At 53.5% G+C, this 15563-nt stretch carries 16 protein-coding genes; 8 read left to right on the forward strand and 8 right to left on the reverse strand.

The window, feature by feature from the left end:
• Nucleotides 1-3 precede the first annotated feature (3 nt).
• From WG31_RS08655 to WG31_RS08680, 6 genes are all read left to right on the forward strand, one after another.
• Nucleotides 4-1155 (forward strand): L-dopachrome tautomerase-related protein, encoded by a 1152-nt coding sequence (locus WG31_RS08655; protein WP_035352620.1) that lies wholly within the window; start codon nt 4-6, stop codon nt 1153-1155.
• A gap of 67 nt (nt 1156-1222) precedes the next feature.
• Nucleotides 1223-2623: a threonine synthase gene (thrC, locus tag WG31_RS08660; RefSeq protein WP_063354268.1), complete on the forward strand. Its 1401-nt coding sequence runs from the start codon at nt 1223-1225 to the stop codon at nt 2621-2623.
• Between the two features lie 66 nt (nt 2624-2689).
• Nucleotides 2690-3955 (forward strand): M16 family metallopeptidase, encoded by a 1266-nt coding sequence (locus WG31_RS08665; protein ID WP_035352617.1) that lies wholly within the window; start codon nt 2690-2692, stop codon nt 3953-3955.
• A complete protein-coding gene (locus tag WG31_RS08670; RefSeq protein ID WP_063354269.1) occupies nt 3952-5292 on the forward strand; it encodes a TldD/PmbA family protein in 1341 nt (446 codons plus the stop codon). The genes WG31_RS08665 and WG31_RS08670 overlap by 4 nt, the downstream gene beginning before the upstream one ends.
• Nucleotides 5293-5320: 28 nt before the next feature.
• Nucleotides 5321-6295 carry a Tim44 domain-containing protein gene (locus WG31_RS08675; protein ID WP_063354936.1) on the forward strand — a complete coding sequence of 325 codons (975 nt, stop codon included), beginning with the start codon at nt 5321-5323 and terminating at the stop codon, nt 6293-6295.
• 87 nt (nt 6296-6382) lie between these two features.
• Nucleotides 6383-6574, forward strand: coding sequence for a hypothetical protein (locus WG31_RS08680; protein WP_063354270.1), 192 nt, complete (start codon nt 6383-6385; stop codon nt 6572-6574).
• Between the two features lie 55 nt (nt 6575-6629).
• On the opposite strand, the gene WG31_RS16180 is transcribed toward WG31_RS08680, so the two are convergent.
• The 4 genes from WG31_RS16180 to WG31_RS08695 form a co-directional block, all read right to left on the reverse strand.
• Nucleotides 6630-6764, reverse strand: a complete 135-nt coding sequence (locus WG31_RS16180) for a hypothetical protein (RefSeq protein WP_255411703.1) — start codon at nt 6762-6764, stop codon at nt 6630-6632.
• Nucleotides 6765-6769: 5 nt separating this feature from the next.
• Complete coding sequence (locus WG31_RS08685; RefSeq protein WP_035352614.1) at nt 6770-7738, reverse strand: heme o synthase; 969 nt, start codon at nt 7736-7738, stop codon at nt 6770-6772.
• A complete protein-coding gene (locus WG31_RS08690; RefSeq protein WP_035352611.1) occupies nt 7735-8991 on the reverse strand; it encodes a cbb3-type cytochrome c oxidase subunit I in 1257 nt (418 codons plus the stop codon). The genes WG31_RS08685 and WG31_RS08690 overlap by 4 nt, the downstream gene beginning before the upstream one ends.
• Before the next feature lie 156 nt (nt 8992-9147).
• Nucleotides 9148-9945, reverse strand: coding sequence for a class I SAM-dependent methyltransferase (locus WG31_RS08695; protein WP_006116522.1), 798 nt, complete (start codon nt 9943-9945; stop codon nt 9148-9150).
• Between the two features lie 50 nt (nt 9946-9995).
• Between WG31_RS08695 and WG31_RS08700 the strand changes: the two genes are divergently transcribed.
• Complete coding sequence (locus tag WG31_RS08700) at nt 9996-10178, forward strand: hypothetical protein (protein ID WP_006116521.1); 183 nt, start codon at nt 9996-9998, stop codon at nt 10176-10178.
• Nucleotides 10179-10181: 3 nt separating this feature from the next.
• On the opposite strand, the gene gshB is transcribed toward WG31_RS08700, so the two are convergent.
• From gshB to WG31_RS08720, 4 genes are all read right to left on the reverse strand, one after another.
• Entirely contained in the window at nt 10182-11177 is a 996-nt protein-coding gene (gene gshB, locus WG31_RS08705; protein WP_063354271.1) for a glutathione synthase, read from the reverse strand.
• A 100-nt stretch (nt 11178-11277) separates the two neighbouring features.
• A complete protein-coding gene (locus WG31_RS08710; RefSeq protein ID WP_063354272.1) occupies nt 11278-12735 on the reverse strand; it encodes an ArnT family glycosyltransferase in 1458 nt (485 codons plus the stop codon).
• 35 nt (nt 12736-12770) lie between these two features.
• A complete protein-coding gene (locus tag WG31_RS08715; protein WP_006116519.1) occupies nt 12771-13892 on the reverse strand; it encodes a glycosyltransferase in 1122 nt (373 codons plus the stop codon).
• Complete coding sequence (locus WG31_RS08720) at nt 13889-14404, reverse strand: Lrp/AsnC family transcriptional regulator (RefSeq protein ID WP_035352683.1); 516 nt, start codon at nt 14402-14404, stop codon at nt 13889-13891. Before WG31_RS08720 ends, WG31_RS08715 begins: the two co-directional genes overlap by 4 nt.
• 180 nt (nt 14405-14584) lie before the next feature.
• Here WG31_RS08720 and trxB point away from each other — a divergent pair, with 180 nt between their 5' ends.
• A complete protein-coding gene (gene trxB, locus WG31_RS08725) occupies nt 14585-15532 on the forward strand; it encodes a thioredoxin-disulfide reductase (protein WP_063354273.1) in 948 nt (315 codons plus the stop codon).
• Nucleotides 15533-15563: the final 31 nt, after the last annotated feature.

Raw genomic sequence — 15563 nt, forward strand, 5'->3', positions numbered from 1 at the left:
CTGATGAAGCATTCTTTCCTGCGTTCTGTTCTGCCGCGCCGCACGGTTTGCCGTGCCATGCTGGCGGCTGCCCTGCTCTCTCCTTTTGTCGGGAACTCTGCATGGGCAGTGCATATGCCCAAAGTGCCGGAACTCCCTGCGTCTGCGTTGGTGCCTTTTATGCAGTCCAACCAACAGATATGGGATGCCATTCTGCCCTTGCCGGATGGACGGATGTTGCTGGAAGCCCCTGCGTGGGTTGGCAACACAGGCCCGCAATTATGGGTAAGGCAGACTGATGGCAGCCTTGCCCCATACCCAGATGCAGGCTGGAATACCCGTGAGGCCACAAACGATACCCATTTTGTAGCCCTTGCAGGCATGACACGCACCGCAGATGGCAGCATCTGGGTGTTGGATAGCGGCGTACCGAACCGTGAAAAACCACCTGTTGCGGCTCCGCGCCTGATCCAGATTGACCCAACTACCAACACTGTCACCCACACAGTGCCGATAGAAGCCAATCTGCTGCATCAGGGCAGTATTCTTTCTGGCATTGCTGTGCATGGTACCACGGCTTATGTGCCGGATTCTGGCGTGGCTGGGCTGTTGCTTATTGATATTCCATCTGCATCCGGTCGGCGTTTTCTGGACCATCACCCTGCCCTTACCGCCACTAAGCCGATCCAGACCCCCACAGGCCCGCTGCTAAACGCGAATGGTCAGGCCATTGCCGTAGATACCAGCATGATTGCCGTAAGCCCGGATGGCACATGGATTGTTATGCAGCCACCCGCAGGTTTTCTGTATCGTGTTTCCACCTCTTTGTTCACGGACCCGGACGTTACTCCGGCAGCGTTTGAAGAAGGCGTGACACAATGGTATAAAACCCCCGCTTTGGGCGGTCTGACCATTGATAATGATGGCACGCTTTACTGGTCTGATATCACCACAGGTAGCATCCTGAGTTACACAGTTGGGCGCATTCCGCGCCGGTTGGTGATGGATGAGCGCCTGAAATGGCCCACCACGCCCGGTTTGGATGGCCACGGCCATTTGTACGTAGCAGCCAGCCAGCTTGATCACAGCGTAGGGTTTGGTGCTGCAACGCCTTCTATTTCATGGCCGATTACGGTGTATCAGCTTACGCTGCCCACAACGCCTCCACCCCAATAAAGACTACAGGCTTTTCCCCTAAAAAGGACACTTCGCGGCGTTCGCCATTCAGGATATAAGTTTCTCCATGCGCTATATTTCCACACGCGGGAATGCTCCCGTCCTTTCCTTTGCCGATGTTCTGCTTACCGGTCTTGCCGAGGATGGCGGCCTGTATCTGCCCGAAACATGGCCCGAATTCTCGCTATCTGATTGGGAAAGCCTGCGTGGCCTGCCCTATCCGGAACTGGCAGCCCGTGTTCTGGCCCCATTTGCAGCACCGGATATAGATCTGGAAACACTGCGCGGCCTGTGCGCCAAGGCCTATGCCAATTTTGATCATCCAGCCATTGTGCCACTTACGCAGGCGGAAGATGGGCTGTTTGTACAAGAACTGTTCCACGGCCCCACGCTGGCGTTCAAGGACATGGCCATGCAGGTGCTTGGCCAGCTTTTTGAACATGTGCTGACCCAGCGGAATGACCACGTCACCATTGTAGGCGCCACCTCTGGTGATACAGGCTCTGCCGCTATTGAAGCCTGCCGTGGGCGGGACCGTCTGTCTGTTATCATCCTGCATCCCAAAGGCCGCACCTCTGAAGTGCAGCGCCGCCAGATGACAACCGTTCTGGATTCCAACGTCACCAACCTCGCTGTTGAAGGCACGTTTGATGATTGTCAGGATCTGGTCAAAGCCTTGTTTGCTGATCTGCCTTTCCGCCGGGAAATGCATCTTTCAGCCGTCAATTCCATCAACTGGGCACGTATTGCAGCTCAGATTCCCTACTATGTTTATGCGGCTTTAAACTTTGGCGCCCCAGAGCGTGAAGTTTCCTTTGCTGTGCCTACAGGCAACTTTGGCAATATTCTTGCCGCTTGGGCCGCACGCAAAATGGGGCTGCCTATCAAGCACCTGTGCGTTGGCTCCAACCGGAATGACATTCTCACCCGGTTCCTGAACGCCAATGACATGACAATCAAAGGCGTGGTACCCAGCCTTTCCCCATCCATGGACATTCAAGTGTCTTCCAACTTTGAACGTCTGCTGTTTGAACTTCTGGGCCGTGATGCCGCTGCCTGCGCACGCATCATGACGGGCTTCCGCGCCACAGGACATATGGATGTGCCTGAAGAAGTGTGGGAAAATGCCCGCACCGTTTTCTCTGGCCTTGCGCTGGATGATGAACAAACGGAAGCGGAAATTCGCAACCTGCACCAGCAGTCCAATTATCTGGCAGACCCACACAGCGCCATTGGTATTGCGGCTGGCCGCAAATTCCGGCAGGCTGGCGTGCCGATGATTGCAGAAGCCACAGCACATCCGGCCAAGTTCCCAGATGCCATGGTGGCGGCCACGGGTATTCATCCGGCATTGCCTGTGCATTTGGAAGATCTGTTTGAACGCGAAGAACGTTACCGCACTGTTCCGGCAACCGAAGGCGCAATTAAGGACGCTGTGCGCGCTGCGGTACTGGCAAACGCTCCCTAACACCCCACATCTTACTTTCCCGTGTCAGGCCGCCTTGCCCGGCGGCCTTTCTTTTTCAGGACAAGAATGACAGACCCCATCAACATTACCCGCCTGCCCTCCGGCTTAACTGTTGTGACAGAACGCATGGAACGGGTGGAAACAGTTTCTTTCGGGGCCTATGTGGCCACAGGCACACGCCACGAAACGGCAGAAGAAAACGGTGTTTCTCACTTTTTGGAACACATGGCCTTTAAAGGCACAACCAGCCGCTCCGCCCTGCGCATTGCCGAGGAAATCGAGAATGTTGGCGGGCATATCAATGCCTACACCGCGCGGGAGCAGACTGTTTATTACGTCAAGCTTCTTAAGGAAAATCTGGGACTGGGAGTTGATATCATTGGTGATATCCTCACCAACTCCACGTTTGATCCTGCGGAAATGGAGCGCGAACGTGGGGTTATTCTGCAAGAAATCGGACAGGCAAATGATACGCCTGACGATGTGATTTTTGATCATTTTCAGGAAACAGCTTTCCCTGACCAACCAATGGGCCGCCCAACATTGGGCACGGAAAGCCTGATCCGGGATATGAGCCGCGAAACCCTGATGCGCTATATGAAAGCGCATTACACCACAGACAACATGATTGTGGCAGCCGCTGGTAACTTGCACCATGAAGATGTGGTGCAGCGTGTGCAGCAGCATTTTGCCAACCTGTCCTCATCCTCTGCACCGGTAACACTCTCTGCTCGTTATGGCGGCGGGGAATTCCGACAGGTGAAGGAACTGGATCAGGCGCATGTTGTGCTGGGCTTTCCCTCCTTTGGATATGAAGACCCGGATTACTTTCCGGCTCTTCTGCTTTCCACGGTGTTGGGTGGTGGCATGTCTTCGCGCCTGTTTCAGGAAATTCGGGAAAAACGTGGACTTGTTTACTCGGTCTATTCCTTCAATGCACCGTTCACTGATGGTGGTATTTTCGGCATTTACGCAGGCACAGGCGCCAAGGAATGTGCGGAACTGGTGCCCGTAACGCTGGAAGAACTGAACAAAATTCAGCGGTATGTTACAGAAGAAGAACTGGTGCGCGCACGGGCACAGCTTAAGGCCTCGCTTTTGATGTCCTTGGAAAGCACCGGCAGCCGATGCGAACAGATTGCACGACAGTTGCAGATTTTCGGTCGGATTATTCCCACAGCCGAAACTGTCCGCAAAATTGAGGCTGTAAACGCTGGGGATATTTGCCGTGCGGCATCGCGCATCTTTACGGGCACACCCACGCTTGCGGCTCTTGGCCCGATTGAGCACATTCCTTCCTTGCAGATCATTACGGAGAAACTGGCAGCATGACGGAACAAACCCTAGACCGTATTTCTGATCTGGTTGCCCGCGCACGCAAAGCTGGGGCAGATGCGGCAGATGCCGTATTTGTCCGCAGCGTGGCGGCAGGTGCCGGTGTCCGCAATGGCGTGACAGAAGAGCTGGAACGATCTGAAACCACGGATCTGGGGCTTCGTGTTTTTGCTGGCAAAAAAAGTGCCATTCTTTCTACCACCACGCCGGAACCTTCGCGCTTTGATGCGCTGATAGAACAAGCCATGGCCATGGCCCGCGTTCTGCCGGAAGATCAATACGCCGGGCTTAACCCACTAGCCCAGCAAGGCCGCTTTACCCAAAATGATCTGGAATTGGCAGATTCGGCTGAACCTACAACCGAAGAACTGTTGGCCCGTGCACGCTCTGGAGAAGAAGCAGCTCTGGGCATAAAAGGCGTGACCAACAGCGCCGGTAGCAGTGCCTCTTGTGGGCGCACAGAAGTATATCTGGTTACATCCGCCGGGTTTGCCGGAAGCTATACCCGTACGCAGCACTCCAACTCTGTATGCGTGCTGGCTGGCGCTGGTGACAGCATGCAGCGTGATTACGATTACCACGGCACAGTATGGCTGCGTGATCTGAAAGATGCGGCAGAACTTGGCAAAAGTGCTGGTGAAAAAGCCATTGCACGCCTTAACCCCATTAAACCCCGTACTGGCCGTTACCCTGTTGTGTTTCACCCGCGGGTAGCAAATAGCTTTTTGGGGCACTTTGCAGGAGCCATTACAGGCACAGCCATTGCGCGTGGTACATCCTTTTTAAAGAACAAACTGGGGCAGACTATTTTTGCCCAAAACGTAACCATTACGGATGATCCAACCCGCAAAAAAGGCCTGCGTTCTCGCCCGTTTGATGGTGAAGGCATGCAAGTTGCACCGTTGCATCTGGTAGAAAATGGCACTTTGCAAAGCTGGATTTTGGACAGCCGAAGTGCGCGCCAACTTGGGCTGCAAAGCAATGCCCATGCCTCTCGCGGAACATCTGGCCCACCCGGCCCGTCTGCCACCAATCTGTTTTTTGAACCCGGCACACTCTCTCCCACCGAACTGATGGCGGATATCAAGGAAGGCCTCTATATTACCGAGATGATGGGATCTTCCATCAATGGCCTTACCGGTGATTACAGCCGTGGTGCTTCTGGGTTTATGATTCGCGATGGCAAGATTGCAGAAGCCGCTGCCGAGTTCACCTTGGCAGGCAACCTTCTGGACATTTTTGCGTCCATTACATTAGCTCATGATCTGGACTTCCGTTTTGGCACGGACGCCCCCACATTACGTACAGATGCCCTAAGCATTGCCGGGGCATAACCTCTCTCAGCCGGAGATTATTCTTTCTGTGAAACCCCGCATTTTTGCACCTGTTCTCACTGCCTTCCTAAGCATCAGCCTTCTTGCCGGGCCTTTGGCCCTGCATGCTGATGCCCGCCCCGGCCAAGGTGGCTCTATGGGTAGCCGTGGCAGCAGAACATGGAGCGCGCCCCCACCCACACCCACGGCACCTTATAGTGCGGCCCCAATGGAACGTTCCATTACGCCGCGCACCGCGCCTTCCCCTAACTATGGGCCGCAAACAGCACCGTTTGCACGTCCGGCGGCACCCTTTGCTCAGCCTGGTGTTCGGCACCCATTCCTAACCGGATTTGCTGGTGGGTTTTTGGGGGCTGGCTTGTTCGGCCTATTGAGTGGGCACGGCTTTTTGGGTGGTATGCACAGCTTCTTCAGCCTGATCGGGTTGATGATCCAGATTGCCTTTGTTGTTATGATTGTTATGTGGCTGGTGCGGCGTTTCACTGGCAACAAAAGCTCTGGTGGCAGCCATTTTGCCATGGGTTCAGGCGGGGTAGCCAATGCACCGGGTATAACGCCTGGGGCAATGCCTTCTGCCGGTGGTGGAAATGCCTCCTTGCAGATTAATACTGCGGATTATCAGGCTTTCCAGCAAACGCTAATGGACATCCAAACAGCGTGGAACCAGCAGAATATTCCGGCCATGCAGCAAATGGCCACACCTGAAATGGTCTCTTACTTTAACGAGCAGCTTTCTAGCCTTGCCAGCCAAGGGGCCCGTAATGTTGTTTCGGATGTGCATTTCATCCAAGGCGATCTGGCAGAAGCATGGCGTGAAAACGGCATGGATTTTGCAACTGTTGCCATGCGCTACAGCCTGATTGACCTTACAACCAATGCCACTGGGCAGGTTATTCAGGGCAGTTCGACCGAGCCGGTGAACATTACCGAGCTATGGACCTTTACCCGGCCTTCTCGTGGGGGGCGTTGGCTTCTTTCCGCCATACAGCAAACCCGTCAGTAAGCACTGGCATTTTGTAGCCCTGCCCTTTAACCTTAAAGGGCGGGGCTTTTTATTGCCTACCTGATACCTACCGGGGAATATGCTATTATGCTGCTGCTTGAAGTTCTGACTGCATGCAGTGTTACGTTAGCAATCTGCTTTGGTGTGTTTTTTCTGTTCTGGCAGAAACGTAAACTGGCAGAGCTGGAAGCGGATCTCATCCATTTGCGCACACAGGGCATAGATATCAGCAAAGATACGCTTCTAAACGCACAAAGCCCTGCACAAAAGCAAGGCTAAGAGCTTATCTATGCGCTGGGATGAGAAAGTATGGTTTGGCTTTAACAGCTAAACCTTACGGGTGAACCAAAGTTAGCCCGAACATGATACCCGCCAGCACCATCATAAACCCCAGCATAGTACGCACGCGTTCTTTTTGCCGTTTGTGCTTTTCTGTCTGCTCAAGCAGACCATCCTGCTGTGCATTCATACCACTTACACCCATGCCTGAAGGAAGTGATCTGCCAGCAGACCACAAAAAAGAAAGAACAGGTAAGCCAGAGAAAAGCGGAAGGAAATCCGGGCCGCTTTATCCCCTTTTAGGCTTACACCCTGTGCATCCTGCGGTTCCAACAACACGCGCACCGCACATGCCACAAACCCAAGGCCAAGCACCAAAGCTGTAACCGTATAAAGCCAACCGCACAGATGCATGAAGGATGGCACCAGAGAAACAGCCAGCAGTACCAGTGTGTAAATAAAGATCTGCCAACGTGTATGCCGCGCACCACGCACAACTGGCAGCATGGGAATACCTGCGCGCCCGTAGTCCTTACAGGCATACAGAGAGAGCGACCAAAAATGCGGAGGTGTCCAGAAAAAGACAATTCCGAACATTACAACAGGCAGAACGGCCATATGGCCTGTTACCGCTGCCCACCCGATCATGGGCGGAAATGCGCCAGCCGCACCGCCAATAACAATATTCTGGGGCGTGGAGCGCTTGAGCCACATTGTGTAAATAACGGCGTAAAAGAAAATAGAAAACGCCAGAATACCAGCAGCCAACGTATTGGTTGCCATCCACATCAAACACACGGAAAGGCAGGAAAGCCCTACTCCGTAAGCCAGTGCCTCGTTTTCTGGAATACGCCCGCCCGGAATGGGGCGGGTGATAGTACGCTGCATTACGGCATCAATATCGCGGTCATACCACATATTGATGGCACCGGCCGCACCCGAGGCCATGCAGATGCAAAAGATGGTCACCAACGCCACAAAGAGATTCATGTGGCCGGGCGCGACAATCATGCCTGCCGCACCTGTAAAAACAACCAGTGAGATTACGCGTGGCTTTAATAGCTGAATCCAATCTCGCGCACGGGTGCCAACCTGATCGGCCTTAAACCGCGGACGACGTTCCGCTGTTGCTTCCAAGGAAGCTGTTGCCACGCTATCACTCATGCCCGGTATCCCTTGGAAACCTGAACAGGCATTGCCGCACAATGTGCTGTTGCCTGCTGGTTACGCCGAAAGCTCACCACCACAGCTCCAATAAAGCACAGGGCTGCCAAACCAAAAAATGCACCACTTGCCATTTGTGCACCCGGCACAAATACCAAGGCCGTAGCTACAGCAGTACAGGCAAAATGCAGATACGCCATAAGCTGCGGATACCAATATCCGCACTCCTCACCACGCCACAGATAAAAACCGCCGCACACAACATACAGAGCGCCAAGCTGAAGCGCAGAATGCAGGCCATTCCCCTGCACAAGTTGTACAAGCCAACCACCAGAAACCACGCTCATAAAACCCAAGCCCCACAGCAAAGGTACACGAAGTGTGGCACGGGCATTCCATGCACCTGCCAGCCACAATACAGCCAGACAGGTGGCCGCAAAGGAACACAGAGCCAGCATGGTGCTACCCACCTGCATGGCACCAGCACTTTCCGTGCCCTGCATAAAAACGCTTTTGGTCCATGCCACAACGCCAGAAGCAGCGGCGGCAGCCATAATAAACGCAACAGGTTTTTCAGAAAACTTGCCAACGCGGGCACTAATTTCAAATACCACACCAAAGCCGGCAAGCAGCACAACTAGCCCTACTGGGCCAGCAAAGCTTTCTACATTTACCGCAGTTGCATCATGCCAATGTTTAACAATCTGCCCGGCCATAACAGGCACCGTAAGCAGCATAACAGCGGCCGCCAGCATTTCTCCCCACACAAAAGGAGAGAATGGCTTGCGTTCATCCATATCGGCGCGGCTATCAAACACAGTTGCCAACAGGGCCATGCTTGTCATCAACGTGCCTACACACCACAGCAACGTAGCGGTTTTAAGCTCAGCCCCTGTAACCGTCAGCGCGGCTCCAGCAAACACACATAGAAAACCCGCATCATTCAACCGCGGCAGCAATACACCCGAACGCTGCACGGCACGCGGCAGCCATAAGGAGCCAAATCCCCCCAGCAAAGCCGGAACAACAACATATAAAAGCATAAGAACAGGATGGGCCTGCACAACAGCATGCCATCCGGCTGTTGCTGGCATCATGCCCATTTCAGAAAGTGTAGAAGCACCTCCGCCAGCTAATGCCGCCAGAGCAGCCAGCACCACGTAAGCAGCCCCCGTGCCGTTCCCTTTTCTGGCAACACGCATGCCATCTCCAGATGTCTCATTCTGTTGGCTCTGGTTATGGGCGACCATCATGCTCCAATTTCCAATTTCTTACTGGCATCATGCAGCCCTACGCCCTTGGCGCGTGGCACGGCATAAAACTGTTCCATCGTATTTACGTTACATACGCGCAAATACCATTTTCTGCCACGCAGAAGAAACGCCCCTGCCTTGGCAGGAGCGCACAGGTTATGCAGGCAGATTTTCTAGGGTGACCAAAGTAAACAGCCCTAATGGCGGAACAGGCTGAATAAAGGCACGCCGGATATCTTCGGCTGGTAACAACGATTCCATTGCGAAATCAGGATGCCACCCCAAGGAGTGGGAGGCCCGGCCCAACGCATGTTCGACAGCACCACGGACACCACCGGGGGCCAGAAAATGATTTACAAACAGAATATAACCACCGGGACGCACAACGCGCTTGAGTTCATGCAGCAACTGGCGTGGATGCGGCACCACAGAAGCCACAAACATGGCCACGGCGATATCGAAGGAAGAATCTTCAAACTTCGTATCTTCGGCATCCATTTCCAACAGGCCGTTAACGTTTGTCAGCTTATCACGCTGCACACGCTCACGCGCCTTGGCCAGCATATCGGCAGAAAGATCAATGCCGGTAATCTGCTTTTCTGCCCGGTAATGAGGCAACGCCAAGCCGGTGCCCACCCCCACTTCCAGCACATCCGTGCCGGGCAGACCATTTACGGCTTCTACAGCACGCAAACGCCCAAACCGGGAGATGCCGCCAAAAACAACATCATACACATTTGCCCACCGACGATAGGCGGCTTTGACAGCCTCCGCATCCAGTGCCGAACGGGAAGGAGGAGGCGCGGGACTATCCCCCCCGCCGGAAGGATAATTTTGGAGAACGTCACTCATGTCCTCTCTCTGCCTGCTGGTGGACATTTCTTCAAGAGCCACAAAAGGTCTTCCTCTTCTGCACAAGGCACGCGTCACAAAAGCGCCCTTGTGTAAGGGCATATACTCCTTTTACGCTGCAACAGTGCAATAGATAGTGTTAATATAGAGCCATGTTAGAATTTCTTCTCGCCATCTTCGCCATCGCTGTCTGGATTAGTATTGGTGCCTACTATTTCCGTGAATCGATATTTCAATGGCTAGACAACCGCTTTGGAAAGGACACGCCCTTGGCTGATCTGGAAGCGGCAAGCAAACAGGACGAACCTCCTGCACAGGAAAAAAGCAAAGACTGAAGATCACGCGGCGTGCAGTTTACGCTCGATGCAGTTCCAGATTGCGCCTGCGCCATTGATTCCATCAAAACGTTCCAACTCCTGAAGGCCAGTAGGAGAAGTGACGTTAATTTCTGTTAAATACTGGCCAATCACGTCTATTCCCACAAAAATCAGGCCATGTTCTTTCAGAAATGGGCCAATAGCCATGCAGATTTCGCGGTCACGCGCACTCAGCCCGATCTGTTTAGCCACACCGCCTACATGCATGTTTGACCGGTGATCTTCCCCCGATGGCACACGGTTGATTGCGCCTACGGGCTCTCCGTCCACCAGAATAATACGCTTGTCTCCGGCTGTTACAGCGGGTTCATAACGCTGGATCATCAGCGGCTCGCGCGAGCGTGCAAAATGCATTTCAAGCAAAGCATTTAAATTCTGGTCATCTTCACGGATACGGAAAACGCCGCTCCCGCCATTCCCAAAAAGTGGCTTTACAATAATATCGTGCCATTTGGCTCGGAAAGCTCGAATCTGTTCGATATCCCATGTTACCAATGTTGGCGGCATCAGATCTGGAAAGTGGGTTACCAAAAGTTTTTCAGGGCTGTCACGCACCCAGCGCGGGTCATTCACCACCAAAGCTTTGCCCGGCCCAATACCATGCACGTGGTCCAGCATATGCGTAGCTGTAATATATGCCATATCAAAAGGCGGATCCTGCCGCATCAGCACCACATCCATATCACCTAATGACTGGCGCATTGGTGCACCAAATGTGGCGTGGTTTCCTTCTTCCCGCCGGACGGTCACAGGCCGCATCAAAGCCGTTACCCGAGTTTTGGAAGATTGCTCTGGTTCCGCCGCCCCTTCACCCAATGCCAGCGTATTCACCTCATACACATACAGGGCATGCCCGCGTTTCTGAGCTTCCAGCATAAGCGCAAAGGTTGAATCCCCATGGATGTTAATGTGCTCCAGAGGGTCCATCTGAACCGCAACCTGTAAGGATGATGCCATTGAGGTATGTTTCCTGTTATTCTTGACTATAAAAACTAGAATGCAGCGTATCCTGCCTTGCCTGCCCGGTGCAAACAACACTCAACCAGAGGCCGCGGGTCTAACGCTTATTGGCGGGCAATACCGCAGTGTCTTCCCGCACCGTAGCGCCGCCTAAGCAACGCAATCTTACACGATAAACTGCGTAACTATCGGCCACAGATCCCCGGCGGCTGCGTGAAATATCTGGATATTGAGAGAGAACATCAAAAAGTGCTGGGTCAGGTTGATCATGCCGCCTGTGGCTGCGCAGCAAATACCCCTCCGCTCCACATGTAGAATGTGGGAACGCAAAAAACTGCCATCTCGGTTCAACCGCCAGCACTTTGCGATTCTGGGCATAAAAAGAAAGTTCACCCGCAAGCCCATATTCATCTGCAATCAGCAGGGCATCAGGTGGAATCTGCTTTTCTACGGTCTGCACAAATTCAGGCCAGCCGCCCATTTGCCGTAACGTCATATCAAAATGGGGCGAAAGATGTGCAGGAGCCCACAAAGCTTGCACAACCACAACAACAAACATGGCAGCGCCAAGCGCGCAGGCTGCTTTCCACCAGCGATACGGTACACACACAACAGACAAGGCAAGCGCTGGATACAGCACAACAGGCCAGTTTGCCTGCACGCGCGCACCTATAGCGTGCTGCAAAAAAACAGCCGCAGGCAACAAAACCATGCAGAGCAGTAATTGGGCAAATTGATCACGCAGCCTGAGCAAATATTTTATGGCCACCGCGAACAGCACAAAAATAAACGGAGATGCCAAACCAACCTGACCGCCCAGCAATTCCCCCATAAAGGTGAACATACGGGTGGGCTGCCAATCCCCTGCTCGGCCTCCTTGTTTAAGAAAGCTAACCCAGTGGTGTGTCGCATTCCACTCAACCACCGGCGCCATACATCCCATTGCCACTACAGCACCAAGCCAAGGCCATGGAGTGCGTAACCATTGCCTGCCTGCACGTGTTGCCAGCAACCACATGCCTAAACCAGCTACAGGCAAAAGAGCCGTATATTTGCTATCAAACCCCAACCCGGCAGAAAGACCTACCAGCAACCAGAATGCTGGATGCCTGCCAGAAAGCAGATTGCTTACGCTCCACAGCAGCAGGGCCATAAAAAACACCAGAGGGGTATCTGGTGTCATGATCAGAGTGCCCAACCCCACAGCTAATGTGCAGTTTAATATAATTCCGGGTTTAAGAGCCGTTACAAACCCGTTGCCGACACTGACAGCAAACAGTTTCTGAGATTGCAGCCATTGCTGCGCGGCCTGCACCAACAAAACCGTGCCGATAGCCGCAGAAACTGGCCCCATAAAACGCAGGCCTTCAGCGGTATCTCCCGCAAAAAACATGCCAATGCGCATCCACAGCGCCACCATGGGGGGGTGATCAAGATACCCCGCAGCCGGAGCCAATGCCCAGAGGCGATAATAGGCTTCATCTGGGGAAAGCGGAATCCATGCGGCCAGAATCAGCCGGAACAATGTGAGCAGCCCTAGTGCTACCAGGCACATCCATACACCACGATTGTGGTTTGAAATTTTTGCAGTCACGAGCGCCAGACAACAGTTGAAGACATGGCGTAATTCCACACCACGGCAAGAATAGCACCAGCCAAGCTTGCCTCATTCGGCATATGATTCTGGCCGTAAATCATCCGGGCAATACCCACATCCGCCAATGCCCCCACCGAACACACCAGCATGAAAAGAACAAGCCCGCGCATGCACGCCCACCCACGCAAGCGCCTGTCACGATACGTGAAGTTGTTATCCAAAAAGAAATTCAGAATCATGGCGGCAACAGTGCCAATGGCCTGCGCCATAGAAAAATGCGCCCCCACAAGCCGAGCGCACTGCATAACGGCAAGATTTGTGCCAACGCCCGCCAGCCCGACCATACAAAAGGCGACAAACCGCAAAGGCACCCAGCCTTTAGCAAATTTATCTAAAAGAAGCGCACCAAACTGGAGCATAACCAATGCATCCAGCTTGCTTTCCCCCGCCACACGTGGACGGAACCCACAAGGCACCTCCTGCACGCGCAAGGGCTTGGCGGCAGAAAGCAACAAATCCAGTAAAATTTTAAAACCAGTGCCAGATAAACGCGGGGCAATTGCGGCGAATGTTTCTTGCCTTAACGCAAAAAAACCACTCATCGGGTCTGTCAGCTTTACTGGCAAAAAGCATTGCGCAAGCCAAATGCCCCCATCAGAGAGCGCATGCCGCCACGCATTAGCCAAACCCGCATTATTGCCACCCTCTACATGCCGACTCCCAACTGCAACATCACATGTATTGTTCAGAACGGCATCTATCAGCGCGCCAAGGCGTGATTCGTCATGCTGAAGATCTCCATCCATCACCGCCACCACCTGCGCGGAAGAAGATAGCGCACCTTCAATAACTGCTGATGAAAGGCCCCGCCGCCCTATGCGGCAGATACCACGCACACACGCATTATTTCGCGCCAGATCTCTCACACGCTGGCTTGTGTGATCGGGCGAATTATCATCTACAAAGATAACTTCCCACCGCCTGCCCGCCAGCGCCTGTTCCAGAGCTTTGACAAGAGGCGCCACATTTTCCGATTCGTTATAGCATGGCACAACCACGCTAATATCCGGCCCTCTTGCAACGGTTTCTGTTGAAACCGTTTGATGGTCTGTCACGGGGTCTGCCCTTCCTCCTCAACCTGCACCGGCACCCCCCAACGCTCCAGACTTGTCCGGATGGTTTGCAAAGTTTGCACACGTATCACGTGCTGTGCTTCTGTGAGTTGGCGGGTCAGCAGGTTTTCATGCGCGGCATCACGCGCAATCAAACGAACCAGAAAATCGCCTCCCCCACGAATCATGTGGCATTCGCGCACTTCTGGCCATTGGGCCAGTTGCTGCTCAAAACTGCACAGAATGGCCTCTTTCTGGCTTTCCAGCCCGATCAACGCAAAAAAGGTAATGGGCCAGCCCAAAGCGGCAGCATTAGGCTCTGCATGATAGCCACGGATAATGCGTTCTTCTTCCAAACGCCGGACACGACGCAGGCACGGAGGCGCTGAAATACCGACACGGCGGGCCAGCTCCACATTGGTCATGCGGCCATCATTCTGAAGCTCTGCCACAATGCGAAGATCAACTGCGTCCAGATCTGTCACGTTTCCTGATCCATCCTGCACAAGAGGCATGCACCCCAATTCAACTCGGGCGAGTATATGCCACGCACCACATCTGGCGGCAAACACCTAAAGAGGCACACCCTTGCCCAAAACCCATGTGGCAGCCATATGCTTCCAACAGTTATATGCAGGCTGCTTCCACAATAGCGGCCTGTATGCCTGATTTCCATATGCGGGAGCGCTGCCAATATGGCTGAAACCATTACAACTGATCTGCTCGTTATTGGCGCAGGACCGGCCGGGTATACTGCTGCTATCTATGCGGCACGCGCCAACCTTTCTCCTGTTCTGGTTGCCGGGCTGCAACCAGGTGGCCAGCTCACCATTACAACGGAAGTTGAAAACTACCCCGGTTTTGCCACAGCCATCCAAGGCCCGTGGCTGATGGAACAAATGGCTGAACAAGCGCAGAATGTGGGCACACGTATTGAATACGACATTATTACATCTGTTGATTTCAAAGCGGGCTCACCATTCCTGCTCACAGGTGATTCGGGCACCATTTACAAAGCGCGTTCAGTTATTGTTGCCACAGGTGCACAGGCCCGCTGGCTAGGCCTACCAAGCGAGAAACGCTTACAAGGTGCTGGTGTTTCTGCCTGCGCCACGTGTGATGGCTTTTTCTACCGCGGGAAAAATGTGGTGGTTGTGGGCGGCGGCAATACTGCTGTTGAAGAAGCCCTGTATCTCACCCACCATGCTGCGCATGTTACCTTGGTTCACCGGCGCGATAGCTTGCGGTCTGAAAAAATTCTGCAAGACCGGCTTTTCGCAAACCCCAAGGTTTCCGTTATCTGGAACAGTGTTGTGGAAGACATTCTGTCTGATGGCTCGCCTGAAACAGTGTGTGGTGTCCGACTGAAAAATACGCAAGGTGAAAGCAAACAGACCATCCCCACCGATGGCGTATTTATTGCAATCGGCCATGCTCCCAACACAGCTATCTTTCGTGATCAGCTTACGCTGGATGCTGAAGGGTATATTGAAACCACACCCGGCACCACACGCACTTCTGTACCCGGAGTCTTTGCCGCGGGGGATGTGCAGGACAAAACATATCGCCAAGCCGTAACAGCCGCAGGAACTGGCTGCATGGCAGCGCTGGATGCAGAACGCTATCTTGCTGGTTTAGCCTGATAACTTAACAGAAAACGGCTTCATCCCTTGA

Origin of the sequence: Acetobacter oryzifermentans (assembly GCF_001628715.1) — a bacterium.
Taxonomy (GTDB): domain Bacteria; phylum Pseudomonadota; class Alphaproteobacteria; order Acetobacterales; family Acetobacteraceae; genus Acetobacter; species Acetobacter oryzifermentans.

Excerpts from the sequence above, each read along its gene's own strand:
- gshB (WP_063354271.1), bottom strand. The coding sequence starts at position 11,177 with ATGGCATCATCCTTACAGGTTGCGGTTCAGATGGACCCTCTGGAGCAC.
- trxB (WP_063354273.1), top strand. The coding sequence starts at position 14,585 with ATGGCTGAAACCATTACAACTGATCTGCTCGTTATTGGCGCAGGACCG.
- WG31_RS08720 (WP_035352683.1), bottom strand. The coding sequence starts at position 14,404 with ATGCCTCTTGTGCAGGATGGATCAGGAAACGTGACAGATCTGGACGCA.
- WG31_RS08680 (WP_063354270.1), top strand. The coding sequence starts at position 6,383 with ATGCTGCTGCTTGAAGTTCTGACTGCATGCAGTGTTACGTTAGCAATC.
- WG31_RS08690 (WP_035352611.1), bottom strand. The coding sequence starts at position 8,991 with ATGATGGTCGCCCATAACCAGAGCCAACAGAATGAGACATCTGGAGAT.
- WG31_RS08670 (WP_063354269.1), top strand. The coding sequence starts at position 3,952 with ATGACGGAACAAACCCTAGACCGTATTTCTGATCTGGTTGCCCGCGCA.
- WG31_RS16180 (WP_255411703.1), bottom strand. The coding sequence starts at position 6,764 with ATGAATGCACAGCAGGATGGTCTGCTTGAGCAGACAGAAAAGCACAAA.
- WG31_RS08700 (WP_006116521.1), top strand. The coding sequence starts at position 9,996 with ATGTTAGAATTTCTTCTCGCCATCTTCGCCATCGCTGTCTGGATTAGT.
- WG31_RS08710 (WP_063354272.1), bottom strand. The coding sequence starts at position 12,735 with ATGTGCCTGGTAGCACTAGGGCTGCTCACATTGTTCCGGCTGATTCTG.
- WG31_RS08685 (WP_035352614.1), bottom strand. The coding sequence starts at position 7,738 with ATGAGTGATAGCGTGGCAACAGCTTCCTTGGAAGCAACAGCGGAACGT.
- WG31_RS08665 (WP_035352617.1), top strand. The coding sequence starts at position 2,690 with ATGACAGACCCCATCAACATTACCCGCCTGCCCTCCGGCTTAACTGTT.
- WG31_RS08655 (WP_035352620.1), top strand. The coding sequence starts at position 4 with ATGAAGCATTCTTTCCTGCGTTCTGTTCTGCCGCGCCGCACGGTTTGC.
- thrC (WP_063354268.1), top strand. The coding sequence starts at position 1,223 with ATGCGCTATATTTCCACACGCGGGAATGCTCCCGTCCTTTCCTTTGCC.
- WG31_RS08695 (WP_006116522.1), bottom strand. The coding sequence starts at position 9,945 with ATGCCCTTACACAAGGGCGCTTTTGTGACGCGTGCCTTGTGCAGAAGA.